The organism is Amycolatopsis sp. Hca4 (genome assembly GCF_013364075.1).
Lineage (GTDB): Bacteria > Actinomycetota > Actinomycetes > Mycobacteriales > Pseudonocardiaceae > Amycolatopsis.
Genome location: NZ_CP054925.1, coordinates 9,777,878 through 9,796,958, shown reverse-complemented (window position 1 = coordinate 9,796,958; position 19,081 = coordinate 9,777,878). Strand labels below are relative to the sequence as shown.

The 19,081-nt window shown below is 71.4% G+C and carries 17 protein-coding genes; 6 read left to right on the top strand and 11 right to left on the bottom strand.

The window, feature by feature from the left end; genetic code table 11:
* Window positions 1–9: 9 nt before the first annotated feature.
* The 9 genes from HUT10_RS44365 to HUT10_RS44320 form a co-directional block, all read right to left on the bottom strand.
* Window positions 10–819 carry a hypothetical protein gene (locus HUT10_RS44365; RefSeq protein ID WP_176176689.1) on the bottom strand — a complete coding sequence of 270 codons (810 nt, stop codon included), beginning with the start codon at window positions 817–819 and terminating at the stop codon, window positions 10–12.
* A gap of 4 nt (window positions 820–823) precedes the next feature.
* Window positions 824–2,119: a type III PLP-dependent enzyme gene (locus tag HUT10_RS44360; RefSeq protein WP_176176688.1), complete on the bottom strand. Its 1,296-nt coding sequence runs from the start codon at window positions 2,117–2,119 to the stop codon at window positions 824–826.
* Between the two features lie 11 nt (window positions 2,120–2,130).
* Window positions 2,131–3,057: a 3-oxoacyl-[acyl-carrier-protein] synthase III C-terminal domain-containing protein gene (locus tag HUT10_RS44355; protein WP_176176687.1), complete on the bottom strand. Its 927-nt coding sequence runs from the start codon at window positions 3,055–3,057 to the stop codon at window positions 2,131–2,133.
* 194 nt (window positions 3,058–3,251) lie between these two features.
* Window positions 3,252–6,329, bottom strand: a complete 3,078-nt coding sequence (locus HUT10_RS44350) for a BTAD domain-containing putative transcriptional regulator (protein ID WP_176176686.1) — start codon at window positions 6,327–6,329, stop codon at window positions 3,252–3,254.
* 98 nt (window positions 6,330–6,427) lie between these two features.
* Window positions 6,428–8,008 carry an RICIN domain-containing protein gene (locus HUT10_RS44345; RefSeq protein WP_176176685.1) on the bottom strand — a complete coding sequence of 527 codons (1,581 nt, stop codon included), beginning with the start codon at window positions 8,006–8,008 and terminating at the stop codon, window positions 6,428–6,430.
* 867 nt (window positions 8,009–8,875) lie between these two features.
* On the bottom strand, window positions 8,876–9,037 hold the full coding sequence (locus HUT10_RS44335; RefSeq protein ID WP_176176684.1) for a hypothetical protein: 162 nt from the start codon (window positions 9,035–9,037) through the stop codon (window positions 8,876–8,878).
* Between the two features lie 107 nt (window positions 9,038–9,144).
* Entirely contained in the window at window positions 9,145–9,939 is a 795-nt protein-coding gene (locus HUT10_RS44330; protein WP_176176683.1) for an SDR family NAD(P)-dependent oxidoreductase, read from the bottom strand.
* The gene (locus HUT10_RS44325) at window positions 9,939–10,733 is read right to left on the bottom strand and encodes an alpha/beta hydrolase (protein ID WP_176176682.1); all 795 of its coding nucleotides are present in this window, start codon (window positions 10,731–10,733) and stop codon (window positions 9,939–9,941) included. Before HUT10_RS44325 ends, HUT10_RS44330 begins: the two co-directional genes overlap by 1 nt.
* A gap of 202 nt (window positions 10,734–10,935) precedes the next feature.
* Window positions 10,936–11,604, bottom strand: coding sequence for a hypothetical protein (locus HUT10_RS44320; protein WP_176176681.1), 669 nt, complete (start codon window positions 11,602–11,604; stop codon window positions 10,936–10,938).
* A 764-nt stretch (window positions 11,605–12,368) separates the two neighbouring features.
* Between HUT10_RS44320 and HUT10_RS44315 the strand changes: the two genes are divergently transcribed.
* The gene (locus tag HUT10_RS44315; protein ID WP_176176680.1) at window positions 12,369–13,352 is read left to right on the top strand and encodes a LysR family transcriptional regulator; all 984 of its coding nucleotides are present in this window, start codon (window positions 12,369–12,371) and stop codon (window positions 13,350–13,352) included.
* Window positions 13,353–13,355: 3 nt separating this feature from the next.
* Here HUT10_RS44315 and HUT10_RS51960 read toward each other — a convergent pair whose 3' ends face one another.
* Both HUT10_RS51960 and HUT10_RS44310 read right to left on the bottom strand, forming a co-directional pair.
* A complete protein-coding gene (locus tag HUT10_RS51960; protein WP_303247010.1) occupies window positions 13,356–13,490 on the bottom strand; it encodes a hypothetical protein in 135 nt (44 codons plus the stop codon).
* Window positions 13,491–13,702: 212 nt separating this feature from the next.
* A complete protein-coding gene (locus HUT10_RS44310) occupies window positions 13,703–14,242 on the bottom strand; it encodes a transcriptional regulator (protein ID WP_176176679.1) in 540 nt (179 codons plus the stop codon).
* Window positions 14,243–14,307: 65 nt separating this feature from the next.
* Here HUT10_RS44310 and HUT10_RS44305 point away from each other — a divergent pair, with 65 nt between their 5' ends.
* The 5 genes from HUT10_RS44305 to hpxZ are packed head-to-tail and all read left to right on the top strand — an operon-like array spanning window position 14,308 to window position 19,073.
* On the top strand, window positions 14,308–15,552 hold the full coding sequence (locus HUT10_RS44305; protein WP_176176678.1) for an MFS transporter: 1,245 nt from the start codon (window positions 14,308–14,310) through the stop codon (window positions 15,550–15,552).
* Between the two features lie 46 nt (window positions 15,553–15,598).
* Window positions 15,599–16,297: a cysteine hydrolase family protein gene (locus tag HUT10_RS44300; RefSeq protein WP_176176677.1), complete on the top strand. Its 699-nt coding sequence runs from the start codon at window positions 15,599–15,601 to the stop codon at window positions 16,295–16,297.
* A 25-nt stretch (window positions 16,298–16,322) separates the two neighbouring features.
* Entirely contained in the window at window positions 16,323–17,015 is a 693-nt protein-coding gene (locus tag HUT10_RS44295; protein ID WP_176176676.1) for a cysteine hydrolase family protein, read from the top strand.
* A 22-nt stretch (window positions 17,016–17,037) separates the two neighbouring features.
* Window positions 17,038–18,651 (top strand): regulator, encoded by a 1,614-nt coding sequence (locus HUT10_RS44290; RefSeq protein WP_176176675.1) that lies wholly within the window; start codon window positions 17,038–17,040, stop codon window positions 18,649–18,651.
* Window positions 18,648–19,073, top strand: coding sequence for an oxalurate catabolism protein HpxZ (gene hpxZ / locus HUT10_RS44285; protein ID WP_176176674.1), 426 nt, complete (start codon window positions 18,648–18,650; stop codon window positions 19,071–19,073). Before HUT10_RS44290 ends, hpxZ begins: the two co-directional genes overlap by 4 nt.
* Window positions 19,074–19,081 lie beyond the last annotated feature (8 nt).

Sequence of the window (19,081 nt, the reverse complement as noted above, 5' to 3'; positions counted from 1 at the left end):
AGGGCCGCGTCAATCGGACTCGGCGACCACGCAGACCCCCAGCGCACCGCGGCGCGGGTCGTGGTCGGCCAGCAGCACGGAACCGGTGGCCGTGCCGTCGGCGAGCGGCGCCCAGAGCCCGGTGCACGGGAACCCGGCCGGCGCGACGATCGCGCCCGGCGGGGAACCCAGCGCGGCCAGCCCGGGGCCGACGACGACGGTGTCCGCCGGTTCGAACGCTCCCAGTGCCTCCGGTGCGGCTTCGGGTTCGTAGCCGACGCGGACCGTCCGGCGGCCGCCGGTCTCGAACAGCAGCGCGGTGGCCGCGTCACCGATCGGCTCGGGCAGGTCGTACGGCGTGACGCCCTGGTCCGTGATCAGCACCAGCACCCGCCCGTAGCCGTGGCGCCGGGCGTAGGTGCCGGCGATCCGCAGGGCGGTGAACGGGGCCAGACTGCCCTGCCCGGAAACGGAAAACACCAGCGGGTTGCCGGGGAGCACGGCGGTCAGGTTCACCGGCGCCGACAGCCGCGGGTCGAACTCGGGTGCCGCGTGCGCGACGATCGCGAGGTCGATCCGCTCGCCGGACAGCTGCCCGGCGAGCAGTTCGCGGGCCATCGCGAGGAAGGGGTTGCCGCGCGCCCGCGTCACCCGGCCGGGCCGGAAGCCGATCTCGTGCCCGCGGCTGAGGTCGGCGAAGTACCGGTGCAGCGCGGGGACGTCGATCTCGCGGTCGCCGGGGGCGAACTCGCGCCGGGTCGCCAGCGCCAGGCGCAGCGGCAACGGCCGCAGGCCCGGCGCGGGCGGGGCGGACAGGGTGGTCGCGGACGCGCGGTACATCTGCCTAGCGCTCCGCGCCCACGGCGACCGGCGCGGCGAACTCGTGCAGGTGCTGGCGCCGCAACAGGTCCGTGGGCTCGTCCCGCTCGCTGACCAGGTAGTGCCGTCCGTTGTGGACGATCACCTCGGCCGGGTAGCCGTGGCTGAGGAACAGGACCGGGGACGCCGTCGGGCCGTAGGCGCCGGAGCGCGTGACGCCGATCAGGTCGCCGGGGCGCACGGGCGGCAGCGCGGCCTTCTTGGCCAGCACGTCGTTGGGCGTGCACAGCGGCCCGGTGATCTGCCAGGTTTCGGTGGCGGGCTCGTCGATGCGGTTGAGCAGCCGGATCGGGAAGTCGCGCTTGACGTAGGAGCCGATCCCGACGGCGGCCATGTGGTGGTTCGTGCCACCGTCGGCGACGGCGAAGTTCTGGCCCAGCGAGGTCTTGGTGTAGCGGACCCGCACGACGTAGGTGCCGGCCGTCGCGGCCAGGTACCGGCCGAGCTCCATGACCAGCCGCGTGGCCGGGTGCCGCTGCGCGAACTCGTCGATCACCGGGTTGAGCATCGAAGCGAGCAGATCGCGGTCCAGGTCCTTCTCGCCGTCGAAGTAGGCGACACCGAGGCCGCCGCCGACGTCGACCATCTCCAGCGGGAAGCCCAGCTGCCGCGAAACCCGTTCGGCCAGCTCGAAGATGCGCCGGGTGTTCTCGACGATCGGTTCCTCGTCGAGGATCCGGGTGCCCATGTAGACCTGCACGCCCATCAGCCGCAGGTGCGGGTGCCGGTCCACCAGGTCGGTCGCGGCCAGCAGCTGCTCTTCGTCGATGCCGAACTGGCGCGGCTTGCCGCCCATGGTGAGGCCGGAACCCTTGACCGCGAAGCTCGGGTTCACCCGCAGCGCGACCCGCGCTTCGATGCCGCGTTCCCGCACGAGGTCGTCGAGCATCGCCAGTTCGCCGAACGATTCGCAGACGACGGTGTAGACGCCTTCGTCCAGGCAGGCGGCCAGTTCCGAGGCGCTCTTGCCGGGGCCGAGGAAGATGATGTCCTCGCCGGCGACCCCGGCGCGGCGCGCGGTGATCAGCTCGGCCATCGAGGACACTTCGGCCCGGGCGCCGTGGGCGTGCAGCAGCGCGCACACCGAGATGTTCGGATTGGACTTCAGCGAGTAGAAGATCTCCAGCCGCGGGTGCAGCTGTTCGCGCAGGCCCAGCAGCCTGCCACCCAGTTCGTCGCCGTCGTAGACGAAGAGCGGGGTGCCGTAGCGTTCCGCGAGCTCGGCGATCCCGACGCCGGAGATCTCGAATTCGACACTCATTGCTGCGCTCCTCATTTCCGGAAGACCATGGCGGAGAACGTCGACCCCAGGCCGACGGAAATCATCAGATAATGGGCACCGGGCGGAATGAGCCCGAGGCCATCGGCGGCGCGGTGGTTGAGGAAGGGGTCGGCGCAGAAGCAGTGCCCGGTGACCCCGACGTTCTGCAGGAAGATCTTCGAGCGCGGGATGCCGAGCGCGGCGCTCGCGCGCACCCAGGAGATCTTGTTGACGTTGTGCGGCAGCACGAGATCGATGTCGTCGACGCTCAGCCCGGCGGCGGCCACGGCTTCCCGCGCGACCTCGGCGACCGCGCCGGGGTAGATCTGCCGGAACTCGGCGGCCTGCTCGTCGTCGAGGATGACTTCGCCGCCGGGGCCGCCGAGCGTGGTGGTGGCGTAGCCGAGCAGGGTGTCCTGGTCGTCGCCGGCCCCGACGAGCACCGCGGCGGTGGCCTCGCCCATGATCGCGGTGTCGGGGATGACCTGCGCGGAGTGGGTGAACGCCTTTTCGCCGGTGAGGACAAGGGCCAGCGCATCGGGATCCCCGTCGGCGGCCAGCAGCGTGCCGCAGAGATCGACGGCGAGCAGGCCGGAGGCGCAGGCGTGATCGGTGAGGGTGAAGAGGGTGGCGTGGGTCAGCCCGAGCACGGCCCGCACGTCGACCATGGGATCGACGGGGTAGGGGTTCGCGGCCGGCATGGTCTTGGCCCGCACGACGTAGCGGACGCGCTCTTCCCGGCCCCGCAGGGCAGCGAGCTTGCTGGCCGCACCGAGCACCATGTCCGCTTCGGACTCGTCGGACCGGCAGACCCGGTCGAGCCCGTACATCCGCCGGAACCGGCGCACCTGCCCGGAGTCGAGGCCGAGCTCGTCCTGCAGCGCTTCGATCGGGACGGTGGTCGGCACGTAGGTGGACACCGCAACCAGCGAAGTCATCGCGCCGTCAACTCCCATCGGGTCCGCTTCTCGGATGAACCCAGAATCCCGGCGACCGCTGACGTCCCACTGACGGCTTGCTGACCCGGGGTCAAGTGCGCGTTGCGGGCCGCGGCACCGGCGTTTCCGGCCGCGTGGTGGTCGCCAAGCGCTCCCAGCGGTCCCCGGCCTCGCGGGCAACGCCACCGCCCGGTCTAAGCGCCCCTCTTCGACCGCACCACCGGCATTTCCGCCAACGCCGCCGAAGCCTCGGCCTCCCCCGCCTCGTCACCCGCCTCACGCGCCAGCCGCACCGCGCGCTCGTGGAGCACCACGGCCTCCGCGTCCTTTCCCAGCGCCGCCTGCACCCGCCCCAGCGCGGTCGTCGCCATGCGCTCCCACCAGCGGTCGCCGACCTCCTGGGTCAACGTCACCGCCTGGCGCAACACATTCGCCGCGTCCGCCGACTCGCCCTCGGCGTGGCGGACCATGCCCAAGCCCGTCAACGCCATGCTCTCGCCCCAGCGGTCGCCCGCCTCCCTGGCGTACTCCAGGCCTCGCTCCAGGTGGCGGTGGGCGTCACGGGGCGCCGCCGTGAAGCCCAGGCCGATCGCCGCCAGTGCTTCGCCCCAGCGGTCGCCCACCTCGTGGGCCAGGTCCAAGCCGCGCCGGAAGTCCGCCGCGCTCTCCGCCCGGCGGCCGGCGTGGTAGTGCAGGTCGCCCAGGCCGACCAGGGCGCGGGCTTCGCCGCAGCGGTCGCCCGCCGCGCGGTACAGCTCGGCCGCCGTGCGGTGGTGGGCCAGGGCTTCGTCGTGGCTGCCGCCGCGGGCGTGGATGAACCCCAGGTGGTTGTGGGTCTTGGCCTGGCCCCACACGTCGTCGTTCGCGCGGTCGAGCGCCAGCGCCCGGCGGTGCTGGCCGACCGCCTCCGCGAAGTCGCCGCTGCGCCAGTGGCCGAGCCCCAGGTTCTTGCGCAGCTCGGCCTCCGCCACCGGATCCCGGACCACCCCGAGCGCGAGCCGGTGCGTGCGGAGCCAGTCGTCCACGTGCCCGCGGACGAAGTAGAACCGCCACAGCGTCTGCACGAGCCGCCAGCAGTGGCCGGGCCGGTCCCGGCCGGCCGCCGCGGCGATCGCGGCCAGGTTCGGCCGCTCGGCCTCCAGCCAGGCGAGCGCCTCCGCCTCGGTGCCGAACTCCGGCGCGTGCGCCGGCGGGGACCCGGCCGGCGGGAACCGTTTCCGCGTCGGCTCCAGCACGTCGGCCGCCCGTGCCGCCACGTGCAGGTAGTAGTCGAACACCCGGCTCGCCGCCGCGTCCCGGGGCGCGGCCGGGCCGGCCAGGCCGGTCGCGCGGGCGTGGTCGCGGATCAGGTCGTGGAACCGGTAGCGCCCGAGCGCGGGCTGGGCCAGCAGGTGGACGTCGACGAGCTCCTCGAGCAGCCGTTCGGCCTCCCGGGGCCCGCACCCGGCGATCGCCGCGGCCGCCCAGGCGTCGATGTCGGGGCCGGGGAACCCGCCGAGCAGCCGGAACAGCCGTTGCTGCGGCTCGGCGAGCTGGCGGTAGGAAAGGGTGAACGCCGCCCCGACGCCGCGGTCGCCGGTGCTCAGCTCGGCCAGCCGCCGGTGCTCGTCGCGCAGCAGGCCGGCCAGGTGCGCCACCGTCCACAACGGACGGTCGCGCAGGCGCGCGGCGGCGATCCGCAGCGCGAGCGGCAGGTAGCCGCACAGCCGGGCGATCTCGGCGACCGCGGGATCGCCGCCGGTGCGGTCCGGGCCGGCGACCCGGGTGAGCAGCTGCACGGCTTCGGCCGGGGCGAGGACGTCCAATGACAGCGTCGTCACGGCGTCGAGGCTGGTCAGCCGGGCCCGGCTGGTGACCAGCACGAGCGAGCCGGTGCCGCCGGGCAGCAGCGGGCGCACCTGAGCGGCGCCCGCGGCGTCGTCGAGCACCACCAGCGCGTTGCGGCCGACGAGCAGCGACCGCCAGAGCGCGGCGCGCTGGTCCAGCCGCTCGGGGATCCGGGCGCCGTCCACGCCGAGCTGGCGCAGCAGCGAGTCGAGCGCGGCCGCGGGAGCGAGCGGGCCGTCCGGGCCGTGTGCGTGCAGGTCGGCGAACAGCTGCCCGTCCGGGAACCGGTCGGCGAACCGGTGCCCGAGGTGGACCGCGAGCGCCGTCTTGCCGACGCCGGCCATCCCGCAGATGCCGTACACCGCGGTGCCCCCGGTCAGCCGGACCGTCTCGGCCACGCGGCCGACGAAGTGGTCGGCGTCGCGCGGGAGGTAGTTGCTGCTGCCGAACACCCGGCCGGCGGGCGGGACCTCCTGGCGCAGGACGTGCAGCTGGGCGGCCCGGACCTCCGGCCCGGGCTCGATGCCGAGTTCGGTCGCCAGCCGCGTGTGCAGGTCGTCGAACAGCGCGAGCGCGGCGGCCTGCCGCCCGCTGCCCGCGAGCGCGAGCATCAGCCGGGCGTGCAGGCCCTCGTGCAGCGGTTCGTCGTCACGCATGGCCTCCAGCCGGTCGACGACCTCGGCGTGCCGGCCGAGGGCGATCCCGGCGTCGGCGTAGGCGAGCGCGGCGGACAGCCGCTGCCGGGAGAGGGCGGCCACCGCGGGGTGCTGGTGCAGCGCGGGGTGACCGGCGAGCACCGGGCCGCGCCAGCAGGCCATCGCTTCGTCGAGGGCGCGGAAGGCGCTTTCGCGGTCGCCCGCGGCTTTGGCTTCGCCGAGCCGGGCTTCGAACCGCAGGACGTCGAGCTGCTCGGGCGTGCCTTCGAGCCGGTAGCCGCCGCGTCCGGTGGTGGCCGGCCGCAGCTGCGGGCCCAGCAGCGCGCGCAACCGGCGGACCGCGCTGCCGACGAGGTCCCCGTGCGAGCGGGGCGGCCGGGATCCCCAGAGGACCTCGACGATGTCGGCCACCGCGACCGGCCGGTTCGGCTGCAGGGCCAGCAGGCCGAGCAGCCGGGCCCCCCGGGTGTCGCCGAGGTGCTGCTGCTCGCCCCGGACCTCGACCAGCAACGGCCCGAGGACGCCGACCCGGGTGGTGCTCCCGGCCGGCGTCCCCGGCTCCGGTTCGAGGGCGGCGATCAGCTGGCGGACCGACGCCGTCCGCGGGTTCCGCGTCCGGCCCTGCTCGAGGTAGCGCACGGCACGGACGCTGACGCCGGCCCGCCGCGCGAGCTCGGCCTGGGTGAGCCCGAGCTCGGCCCGGCGCCGCCGGAGCAGCGCCGGGAACGGCTCCCCCGCCGCGGCGGTGGTGGTCTCGGTGTGCGGAAGGCCTCCCCTGCCTGTGTCCACCCCGCCGATTCTGCCAGCGCCGGGGCACCCGTGCCGAAGCACTGCTCATGACCGGCCGGGGACGCCGGCGGGGGTCCCCGCCGGCGTCCCCGGGGCGGTCAGTGCCCCGCGGGATACGGGAGGACGTCCCAGACCCGGTCGCCGGACTGCGGGGTGCAGTCGTACTGCGCGGCGGTGATGTCGTTGCCCGTGCCCGCCACGCCCGCGCACCGGCCGGTGGCGCGGTTCTTCAGCTGGGCGTGCCCGTCGGCCGCGACGACGTCCCACAGCTGGTCGGTGAACTGCGGCAGGCACTCGTACTGCAGCAGCTGCGCCCCGTTGACGTTGTTCGCGCCGTGCACGATCAGGCACTTCTTCGTGTAGTGGTTGCGCACCAGCACGCCGCCGCCTGCCTGCGGGTCGATCTCCCACGCCTGGTCGGAGAACTGCGGGAGGCAGTCGTACTGGAACACGGGTGCGTCGTCGGCGTTGTTCGCGCCGTGCACGATCAGGCAACGGCCGGAGGCGCGGTTGACCACCTGGACCGGGTCCGGCACCGGAGCGGTCTCCCAGACCTGGTCGGAGAACTGCGGCAGGCAGTCGTACTGCGCGGCGCCTGCCCCGTTGGTGTTGTTCGCCCCGAACACGACCGCGCAGCGGCCGGTCGCGCGGTTCTTGATCTGGACGCCGCCGTCGACGCCGACGATGTCCCACAGCTGGTCGGTGAACTGCGGCAGGCACTCGTACTGCTGCAGCGGCGTCCCGTTGCCGCTGCCCGCCGCGTGCACGATCAGGCACCTCTTGGTGGCCTGGTTGCGCAGCAGCAGCCCGCCGGTGGCCTGCGGCTCGAGGTCCCACGCCTGATCGGCGTAGGCGCCGGGGCAGTCGAACTGGAACGCCGGCGCGTCGTCGACGTTGTTCGCGCCCTGGACGGCCAGGCAGCGCTTCGAGTTGTGGTTGACGAACCGGAGCGACCGCGGCGCGACCTGGTCGGCGATCCAGCCCGCGAGGTCGTCGGTGCGGGCCGCGACCGCGCCCTGGCGCGTCTCGGTCACGGCGAGGCAGCCGTGCTGCCACGACCGGCTCAGCACGCCGGCGAGTTCGAGCCCGCCACCGCCGTCCGGCCGCAGCAGCGGCCCGCCGGCGTCGCCGAGGCAGGGGTCCTGGCCGGCCGGGCTGGTCACCGCGACCGTCGTCGCCGTGGCGGCGCCGAGGGTGAAGGACGCGGTCGTCAGCCGGTTCGGCACCCATTCGGTGGCCGTGCGGCCGAACCCGACCGCGCGCACGGTTTCCGCGGCGGGCGGACGGCTCCCGACCTTCAGCGGCGTGACGTCGGCGACCGGGTGGGTCAGCTTGGCCAGCGCGATGTCCCGGTCCGCGCGAGCGACCACAGTGGACACCCGGAGGACCTGCCCGTTGGCCGAGCGCAGGTCGGGCTGCCCGGCGTAGACGGTGACCGGCTTCGCGGGCGCGGCCGGCTGCGCGGTGGCGCCGGGCAGGCAGGCCGCCGCCGTGACGATCCACTGTGGAGCGATCAGGGCGCCGGAACAGGCGGCGCCTTCGGTGCTGACCTTGACGGCGAACCGGTCGGCCCCGTCGGCGACCGGCTGCCCGCCGGCGAGGGCCTCGGCCGAGGCGGGGACGAGGACGGCGCCGGCGCAGACGACGGCGGCGACGAACGGGACGCGGGATCTTCGCATGGGTTTCCCTGCTGTAGTGCGGAATGGTGACGAGGGGCGCGGCGCGGCCCCCGGTCGGGTGGCGGCCTCGCCCGCACCCGCACCGGCCGGACCCACGGCAGGTCGAAAACCCGGCACTGCTCCCCCCAGCGTGCAGATTCGCAGGACCCACGCTAGCCAAGATCCACCGGAGAAACCACCCATATCCGCCACGGATCCGGCCACGCCGTCCGACCAGCGCGGATGCCGCCGGGCCGGGCCGGGGAGCGGCAATCCTGCAGCCGCGGCGCGTCAGGCGGGGTCCTCGCCGAGGGCCTTCAGCAGCAGCCGGCGCGGGGTCTCCCGCTCAGCGGGACTCAGCCGGGCGAGCAGGTCGCCGGTCACCGCGCTCGAGACCTCGTCGACCGTGCCACCGTGGGCGCGGCCGGCCTCGGTGAGGGTGAGGACGCGCCGGCGGCGGGCCGGGTGTCGCGCTCCCGCGACACCCGGCCCGCGGCTTCCAGCCGGTCGAGCAGATCACTGCGGTCCAGGCCGAGCCCGCCGGCGACGCGGTGTCGGTCCGGCCGACGCCGCTGCGGTGCAGCCGGCCCAGCAGGGAGGTGCGCCGGCACAGCAGGGCCCGGGGCCGCCCCGACGGGAACCGGACATCGCGGCGAGCCCGGACAGGACCGTGGGCCGTCGCACGCCGGCCCAGCGCCCGCTACCGCGGGCGCCCCGCCGGCCTGATCGCGGACCTCTCCGGCAGGGGGGCGAGCAGATCGCCGCCGGGCCGCCCGCACCGGCCGCGTCCGGTCGCCCGGCGGTCGGCCCCGGCCCGGTGGCCGGCCGCCCCGAACGCGGCGAAGACGCCGGAGACCGCTCCCCCGCGGAAGCGGCCCGCGGCACCCCCTAGTGCCGGCGGCCGAGCGCTTCGCGCTTGACGAACCCGATCACCGCCGTCGCGACGAACAGCACCGCGCCCACGATGATCAACCAGAACAGCCCCTTGACGACAGCCCCGAGCACGACCAGCACGGCCCAGATCACGAGCAGGGCGACGAGGATTCCCATGGCGGTATTCCCTTCTGAACGGTCAGGAGGGAATACCCCGCGCCCGCGGCCGCTACGCGCGCCGGACGGATGAGCCCGCATTGTCCGGTTCGGACGGTGCGGGGCCGTCAGTGGACTTCCGTGGCGTAGCCGCCGTCGATGGCGAAGGTGGCCCCGGTGATGTTGCCGGCCACCCGGTCGCCGGCCAGGAACGCCACCAGGTTCGCCACCTCCGCCGGCCGGGTGAAGCGGCCGGTGACGGCGTGCCCGGCCGCCTCCTCGGCGACCGACTCCGGGTTCGCGCCCGTCGTCGCGGCGAGCGTTTCGGCCACGCCGCCTGCCCCGAGCCACAGGTCCGTCGCGACCGGGCCCGGGTTGATCGCGTTGACCCGGATGCCGCGGGGCCCGAACTCCTTCGACAGCGACTTCGTGAAGTTGACCAGCGCCGCCTTCGCCGCGCTGTAGTCGATGACGCCCGGGTCGGGCAGGACCGCGTTGACCGAGGCGACGGTGACGATGCTCCCCCGCCCGGCGGTGATCATGGTGGGCAGCACGGCCCGGCTGGCCCGGACCGCGCTGAGCAGGTTCAGCGTCACCGACCGCGTCCAGTCGTCGTCGGTGACCAGCAGGAAGCCGTTCGGCCGCGGGGTGACCGCGCCGACGTTGTTGACCAGCACGTCGATCCGGCCGTACTCGGCCACCGCCAGTTCGGCCAGCCGTTCCGGCCCGTCCGCCGTGCCGAGGTCGACCGCGAGCGCGTGCGCCTTGCCCGCCGCGGCGAGCGCCTCCAGGCCGGGTCCCGGGACGCGGGCGCCGGCCACGACGCGGGCGCCCTCGGCGACGAGGACCTCGGCGACGGCCAGGCCGATGCCCCGGCTGGCACCGGTGACGACGGCGACCGCGCCGTCCAGCCCCAGGTCCACTAGATCCCCTGCTCGCGCAGCCAGGCCAGCACGGCGTCGGCGACCTCGCGCCAGCCGCTGTCGATGGTGAGCGAGTGGCCGCGGCCCTCGAACTGCCTGAGCTCGGTGACGGCGGCGGAATCCCGGTACTGCTTGAAGGTCGAGCGCGTGACGACGTCCGGGACGGTGTGGTCGGCCGTCCCCGAGATGAGCAGGAGCGGGCCGCGGTCCGCACGGGCGGTGTCGACCGCGGCCTGGGAGTGCAGCACGAAGTTCGCGGCGGCGGCCTGGAACAGCGGCCGGGCCGGCGACGGGATCGTCCAGCGCCGGAACAGCTCCGCGGACTCCTCGTCGGTCAGGGCGTTGCCGAAGCCGAACCGGAATTCCTTCTCGGTCAGCGAGACCGAGCGGTGCAGGTTCGCGGGGTTGCCCAGGGCAGGCAGGGCCGAGCGCAGCTGCGCCAGCGGCAGCGGCAGCACGCCCTTGATCTGTGCGGGGTCGATGGCGACACCGGCCAGGCCGATCCCCTGTCCCAGCAGCTTTTCGGTGATCAGGCCGCCGAAGGAGTGGCCGACGAGCACCGGCGGCCGGTCGAGGCCGGCGACGACGGCGGCGAAGTGTTCGGTCGCGTCGTCGATGCCGAGGTTCGCGACGGCGTCGGGGTTCGCTCTGGCCAGTTCGACGGTTTCGGGTTCGTGCGGCCAGCCGGGCGCGACGGGGTCGTACCCGGCCGCCCGGAAGTGCTCGATCCACGGGGTCCACGAGGTGGCGTGCAGCCACAGCCCGTGGATGAACACGACGGGGGTGCCGGCCATCGGATCCTCCAGTTGGTCGCGGTGGTCCCCGAAGCCAACCCGATGGGCGTGGCCGCCGTCCAAGACCTGTTGCGTCCGGATCGATAGCCGTGGTGGCATCGTCGCGTGGACCTCGATCTCCGGCTGGTGCGGTACTTCGTCACCGTCGCCGACGAACTGCACTTCGTTGGGAGTCGCATATTACAGCTTGCTGTCGTTGGGGCTATTCAATGGACCGCTTATACAGGGACAAAGTGGTTATGACAAGAACGACAAGGATCACACCGATACCTAGTTGCCAAGCAAGCGCGATCCAATTGCCCTGAAAAGCTTGAGCCACACTGGTTCCAGCCAGCAGGAGCCCTAGATATCCTAGAGTTGGCCCGGAATCAAATGCCACCTTGGCTTTCGCATCAAGATTGACCAAGTAAGTACGCTTCGACTTCCGCAGAAAAATTGCGACAATTCCAACGAAAAAGACTATTGGCAACCACATGAAGTAGTAGAAGTACGCCGCCCGGACCACTGAGTAGCTGAGCCACTCTCCCGAATTCATCGATTTGAGCACCGCAAAGGCCCGGTAGCCATCCTTTTGCAAATAGTTGACCAGGCCGAATATCGCATTCAATCCGACAATAACTAGGCTTGACCAAAAATATAGCGCCCGGCTTCTCCTTAAGATGAAGATCTCAAACGGCAGAGCAGCCAGTCCGACAATAAAAGTAATAGGCGCAATGACGGTTGCCATCAACTCGCCGCCTATATTCCGAGAAAAGAAGTCTTTGTCAGCTTCGACAACAGCGGTAATTTCAATCATGCGACTGCCGACAAGAATCAACAGTATGACCACAAAGGTCAATGCCAGAACCCTCAGCCCGATCCAGAACCGCATATAACTCCTTCGCCCCTTCGACCTTCGAGTCGTTGATAATCGTGGAGTTGAGATCGTTGCAGCATCGAGTTTTGTTACAGCAGACATTCACAAGGGTGGGGAGTGGGCGCGTCGTCGACCGACGACGACCTGCCGCCGACCACCGTCTCACATAGGCTCTACCAATCATGCCTCCAAACCTCACACCCCTAGCCAGGAGACAGCGGCAAAGAGGCTGACCCGACAGAAGTCGAATGACCCGGTCGACCAGTGAATCAACTCGCGAAAGCGAAAAGTCAAAAAAATTTGACTTTGACCGTCCGTCCGCCCGCCCCACAAGAAACACCATGATCTAATTTACGCGAATTTTGGTCTATTTCTGATTTCTTTGACGCATTTCCGCGCATTTTGATAGAAATTATAGAAACCGGGGCCTGAATGTTATACTTCCATTGTCGAACAGTCGTATGCCTCGATGCGAAAGCGGTCGGACTGTACGATATTTTCCGCGTTTAACAGGACATCTTTCGAAAGGATCCACCGACTGAACCCGACCGAGGCGGGAGTCAACGCCCACCTGACAGGGTGAGCATGTAAATCGTTAACTCCCCCTTGCGACTCTAAAGTCGCGGCCTTGGCTAAGATACACCAGCGACGACGGAACCTCAAAGAGGAGACGCACGGAGCATGGCGATGCGCGGCAGAATGGAGTGATACAGCAGCCTGCCCGCTCTGGCGATCGTTTTTGCCAGTGTTGGCTGACCACGACAGGGCTGGGAGCGACAATGACGGGTCACAGCAGGTCAGCGCTTGACCTAGAGCGCATCAGGAAATTCGTGGTTGTCGCCGACGAACTGCACTTCAGCCGGGCGGCGGCCAAGCTCTTCATCAGCCAGCCGGCGCTGTCCAAGCAGATCCGCAGGCTCGAGACCGACGTCGGCGCCACCCTGTTCGTCCGCGACAGCCGCCACGTGGCCCTGACCCCGCGCGGCGAGCGGTTCCTGCACCTGGCCCGGCAGCTGCTGGCCACCGCGGACCAGATGCTGCGCGAGCCGGCCCCGCACCACCTGCGGATCGCCCACATCTTCGAGCTGGACACCAGCCGCGTGGTGGCGGACGCGTTCCTGGCCGCCCACCCCGGCTTCCGGCTGGTCCAGAGCCAGCTGGACAGCGCACGCCAGCTCGCGGCGCTGCTCGCCGACGAACTCGACGTCGCGATCATCCGCGTCACGAGCGCGTTGAAGGCGGCCCACCCGGCGGGCTGGCGGCACCGGCTGCTGCGGCTGGAGCCGTTCCGCCTGGTCGGCCGCCCCGGCGACCCGCGCCGCCCGGTGGTCTCGGTGCACGAGCGCCCGCTCGAGGTGTTCGCGGACGCACCCGGAACGGCGCTGTACAACGTGCACGGCCGGTACCTGAGCTCGCTGGAGCAGCACACCGGGCTGACGCTGCACTGGCTGGGCAACCCGGGCACGTTCGACACCTGCCACGCGGCGCTCACCCGCGCCCGCGACAGCGCCTACCTGCTCGAGTTCGACAGCTACGCCCGGCGCTACGACGACCTCGGCATCCCGGTGCACCGGCCGCGGGAGCTGCAGCCGGTGTACCCGTGGTCGCTGGCCTGGCGGGAGGGCGGGCAGCCGGAGAGCGTGCGGGCATTCCTGGCGGTGGCGGAGGAGGTCGGGACGCGCGAGCGCTGGCTGAACCCGGAACGGGTGGACGGGGTACCGCTGTGGGCACCGGCGGAGGACCTCGCGGTCGCCGGCGGGTAGCCGCTACTCGGCCAGGCGGTGCAGCACGATCATCCCGCCGTGAGCAGGCTCGGCCACCCGCTCCTCATCGGTCGACACATACCGCTCGACCAGCGCCACGATCCCGCGCTCCAGCTCCGCCGCATCCTCCGCCGACAAGTGAGTTCCTGGATCGCACCCGGCTCGTCACCCTCGAAGACGATCTTCGGCGTCAGGTCCCGTGCGGCGAAGAGCCGGTCCAGCAGCCGCCGGTGAGCCGCGAAACACAGGAAGATCCGCACCGCATCCGGACCCGCCGCCCGCAACTCGTCCTGCACCGCCTCGATCGGCGCCAAAGCCGCGTCCACCCCGGTGATCGGCAGCTCCTCCAGCTACTCGGCCAAGCGGTGCAGCACGATCATCCCGCCGTGAGCAGGCTCGGCCACCCGCTCCTCATCGGTCGACACATACCGCTCGACCAACGCCACGATCCCCCGCTCCAGCTCCGCCGCATCCTCCGCCGACAAATGCACCGCGAAACGCAGGAAGATCCGCACCGCATCCGGACCCGCCGCCCGCAACTCGTCCTGCACCGCCTCGATCGGCGCCAAAGCCGCGTCCACCTCGGTGTTCGGCGGGTCGTTCAGCCACCACGAGCGGGCCTTGGCGCGGTAGGGCTTCTCCAGGGCTCCGCTGTCGCCGGCGCGGACCGGGGCCGGTTCGAGCAGGCCCGCCTCGAGCAGCTGCCGCACGTGGTAGAGGACGGTCCCCGGGTCGCGGCCCAGCCGGTCGGCCAGCTGCTTGTTGGTCAGCTCCCCCTGCCAGCAGAGCCGCAGGATGCGCAGCCGCAGCGGGTGGGCCAGTGCCTTCGCCTCGCTCACCGTGGCCTCGCGCCGCGGCATCGGCGAGGGAGCAGCTCCGGGATCAGCCATGGGCGCAGGTTAGTACACCACGCCGATCGATGGACTTTTCTCAATCGATGTGAAATTCTCCATCAATGCGGACGACGCTGGGTGGCGGGTACTGGCGGCTGTGGACGTCGGCGGCCCTGTCGAACCTCGCCGACGGGATCCTCAAGTTCGCGCTCCCGCTGCTGGCGATCGGCTACACGCGTTCGCCGGCGCTGGTCGCGGGACTGACGCTGGCCTTCACCCTGCCGTGGCTGGTCTTCGCCCTGCCGGCGGGCGCGATCGCCGACCGCCGCGACCGCCGGTCGCTGATGCTGCTGGCGAACACCGTCCGCGCCACCCTGCTCGCCGGGCTGCTCGCGGCCGTGCTGCTCGACGCCGGTTCCCTCTGGCTGCTGTACGTCGCCGCGCTCGGCGCCGGCATCGCGGAAACCTGCTACGACACCGCTTCGCAGGCGATCGTGCCGCAACTGGTCGGGCGCGACCAGCTGCCGCGGGCCAACGGCCGGCTGTACGCGGCCGAGACAACAGCGCTGGAGCTCGCCGGCCCACCGGCGGCCGGCCTGCTCGTCGCCACGGCGGCCGCCCTTTCGCTGGCCACCCCGATCGCCCTGTGGGCGGTCGCGATCGCCGTCCTCCTGCTCGTCCGCGGCTCGTTCAAGGTGGCGGCCCCGGACCGGCGGCCGGTGCTGCGCGCCGAAATCGCCGAGGGACTGCGGTTCGTGTGGCACACGGGCCTGCTGCGCACGTTCACCGTGATGACCGGCGTGTTCAACTTCGCCAGCAGCGCGACCCAGGCCGTCCTCGTGCTGTACGCCGTGGGCCCGGCCTCGGCGATGGGACTGTCGGAATCGGAGTACGGCTGGCTGCTCAGCCTGGTCGCGGCCGGATGCCTGGCCGGTTCGTTCTTCGCCGAGCCGGCCGAACGCCTGCTGGGAACGGCCCGCACGATCGGCATCACCTTCTTCCTCGGCGCGGCGTCACTGGGCGTCCCGGCGGTGACGACCGACCCCGCGATCATCGGCATCGCGTTCTTCGCCGGCGGGGTGGGGTTGATCGTCTCCAACGTCACGACGGTTTCCCTGCGCCAGCGCATCACGCCCGACCGGCTGCTGGGGCGGATCAACAGTTCGCACCGGCTGGTGGCGTACGGGACCAAGCCGCTCGGTGCGCTCGCGGGCGGCGTGCTCGCCCAGTTCTTCGGCCTGCCTGCGGTGTTCGCCGCGATGAGCCTGCTGGCGATGTCCGCGGTTTTCGGCGTGCGGAAGATAAAGGGCAACCTTTTACACGACACCCAGGCCGCTCGCGACCCGAATCTGGTAACTGAGACGTAACTCACTACGGTCCCGCCGGAAACGAACCAGCCGACAATCGACATCCATGACCGCGCGGATAGGACCGGTTCAAGCAGATCCCTACCCCTGGCCTTACGACACGGCGGTGCCGGTCGACAAGGTCGCTCTGCTGTGCATCGACTGGCAGACCGACTTCTGCGGACCCGGCGGCTACGTCGAGCGGATGGGCTACGACCTCGAACTCACCCGAGCCGGTCTCCCCGGCACGCAGAAACTCCTTGCCCACGCCCGGAATCTCGGCATGCTGGTGATCCACACCCGGGAAGGTCACCTGCCGGACCTGACCGACCTGCCGCCCAACAAGCGGTGGCGGTCGGCCCGGATCGGCGCGGAGATCGGCAGCGCCGGGCCGGCCGGGCGCATCCTGGTCCGCGGCGAACCGGGCTGGGAGATCGTCGACGAGGTCTCGCCGGCGCCCGGCGAGGTCGTGGTCGACAAGCCGGGCAAGGGCGCGTTCTACGCCACCAACCTGGATCTGGTGTTGCGCGCCAACGGGATCAGCCACCTGATCCTGACCGGCATCACGACCGACGTGTGCGTGCACACCACGATGCGCGAGGCCAACGACCGCGGCCTGGAGTGCCTGATCCTGTCCGACTGCACCGGCGCGACCGACCCGGGCAACCACGCGGCCGCGCTGAAGATGGTGACCATGCAGGGCGGCGTGTTCGGCGCCGTGGCCACGTCCGACGCCGTGATCGGGGCGACCACCACCGACGACTGACCGAAGAGGAAGGGCCCCACAGCCGATGACCACTCCACTCGAGGTCGACGCCGATCCCACGGCGTTCCGGTTCGAGCCGGCCACGACCGCGCTCCTGGTGATCGACATGCAGCGGGACTTCATCGAACCGGGCGGGTTCGGCGAAACCCTCGGCAACGACGTGAGCCTGCTGCGCGGTGTCATCCCTCCGCTCCGGCGAACCCTCGCCGCGACGCGGGCCGCCGGCGTCATGGTGATCCACACCCGCGAGGGCCACCTGCCGGACCTGTCCGACTGCCCGCCCGCCAAACTCCGGCGCGGCCGCCCGTCGATGCGCATCGGCGATCTCGGCCCGGGAGGCCGGATCCTCATCCGGGGTGAACACGGGCACGGCATCATCGACGAACTCGCGCCCGCCGACGGCGAACCGGTGATCGACAAGCCGGGCAAGGGCGCGTTCTACCGGACCGAACTCGGCGCGATGCTGTCCGCGGCCGGCATCACCTCCCTGGTGGTGACCGGCGTGACGACCGAGGTCTGCGTGCACACCACCGTCCGCGAGGCCAACGACCGCGGCTACGAATGCCTGGTGCTGTCGGACTGCGTCGGCTCGTACTTCCCCGAGTTCCAGGACGCCGGTCTGGCCATGATCTCCGCGCAGGGCGGCATCTTCGGCTGGGTCGCCCCCTCGGCCGCCTACCTCGCCGCGCTTTCCGTTCTCGCCATCCCGGCCCGTTGACTCCCGCGGAAAGGTCCCGGTCATGTCCCTCTTCACGCGCACCCGCAGCCGCTCCGGCTCCGATGGCGAACTGCCCTTGTGGGTCAGCGGTGACCTCAACGCGTTCTTCGGGCTCGGCTTCAACGTCCTGGTGAACGTCCTGGTGCTCTCCGGCCTCTGCCTGGGCGTCGCGAAGATCTCTTCGGGCGACGTGTACGGGGTGATCCTGCCGGCACTGGGCATCCAGCTGCTGATCGGCAACGTCTACTACACCTGGCTCGGCAGGCGCCTGGCCCGCAAGGAGAACCGCACCGACGTCACCGCCATGCCCTACGGGCCCAGCGTGCCGCACATGTTCATCGTGACGTTCGTGATCATGCTGCCGGTGTACCTGCGCACCAACGATCCGATCAAGGCGTGGCAGGCGGGTCTCGCGTGGTCGTTCATCATCGGGCTGATCGTGCTGGCCGGCGCGTTCGTCGGCCCCTACATCCGGCGGTTCACGCCGCAGGCGGCGATGCTCGGCACGCTCGCCGGCATCTCCATCGCCTTCATCTCGATGCGCCCGGCCGGCCAGATGTGGGCGGCCGCGTGGATCGCGCTGCCGGTGTTCGCGTTGCTGCTCATCGGTTTCTTCGCCGGGGTGAAGCTGCCGTTCGGCATCCCGATCGGCCTGGCCGCGCTGGTGGTGGGCACCGCCGTCGGCTGGATCGGCGGCTACATGCACCCCGCGGACGTGTCCGCGGCCGCTCGCGACATCGTCACCGGCCTGCCGTCGTTCCAGTTCGACCTGCTGGGGCACGGACTGGCCGAGATCGGCCCGTTGCTGGCCACCGCCATCCCGTTGGGCATCTACAACTTCACCGAGGGCATGACCAACGTGGAGAGCGCCGCGGCCGCGGGCGACAGCTTCAACCTGCGCAGTGTGCTGCTGGCCGACGGCATCGGCGCGATCGTCGGTTCGGCGCTCGGCTCGCCGTTCCCGCCCGCCGTCTACATCGGACACCCGGGGTGGAAGGAGGTCGGCGGCCGCACGGCGTACTCGATGCTGACCGGCGTCGTCATCGCGCTCATGTGCTTCGGCGGCCTGTTCGGGCTGCTCAGCGCGCTGCTGCCGGTGCCGGCGATCGTGCCGATCCTGCTGTACATCGGCCTGCTGATCGGCGCGCAGGCGTTCCGGGTCGTCCCGCGGCCGCACGCGGTGGCGGTGGTCATGGCCATCATCCCCAACGTCGCGTCCTGGGCGACCGGCCAGATGGACAACGTGCTGTCGGCGGCGGGCACCAGCGCGGCGAAGGTCGGGGAACCCGCGCTGGAGAGCGCGGGCGTGGTCTACCAGGGCCTGCACCTGCTCGGCGACGGCGCCATCCTGGCCGGGCTGGTCCTCGGCGCGATCACCGCGTTCCTCATCGACAAGCAGTTCTGGTGGGCCGCCGGCTACGCGGCGGCCGGTGCGGTGCTGTCGTTCGTCGGGCTGATCCACGCCGAGCAGGTCGGCTGGAACGCCGGCGGCGGCCAGGTCGCGCTGGGCTACCTGTTCTTCGCCGTGGTCTGTGCGGTGTTCGCGGTGTTCCACCGCGACCCGGCGGCCGACGCCGAGCTGCCGCCGCCCGGCACGGACCTGATCGACGCGAAGCCCGCGGCCTCCGCTTCATGAGCACCACCAACGGGTTCGCCGAACTCGGGGCCACCGGCCCCGTCGTCGACGATCCGGCCGTGCGCGCCGAAGTGGCGGCGGCCTTCGCCCGCTACGAAGCCGCGCTGGTGGCCGGCGACCACGCCGTGCTGAACGAGTCGTTCTGGGCCAGCCCGGCGACCGTCCGCTTCGGCGTCGCCGACCACCAGCGGGGCATCGACGAGCTGCGCGCTTGGCGCGCCACCCAGGGACCCCTCGGCGGCCGGGTCACCTACGGCACCGAGATCACCACCTTCGGCACCGGCACCGCCGTGGTGACCACCCTGTTCCGCTACCCCGGCCGTCCGGTCGTGGGCCGGCAGAGCCAGACGTGGGTGCGGATGCCCGCCGGCTGGCGGATCGTCAGTGCCCACGTCTCGGAGGTCGGCACCGAGACCGGGTAGGGCCGCCC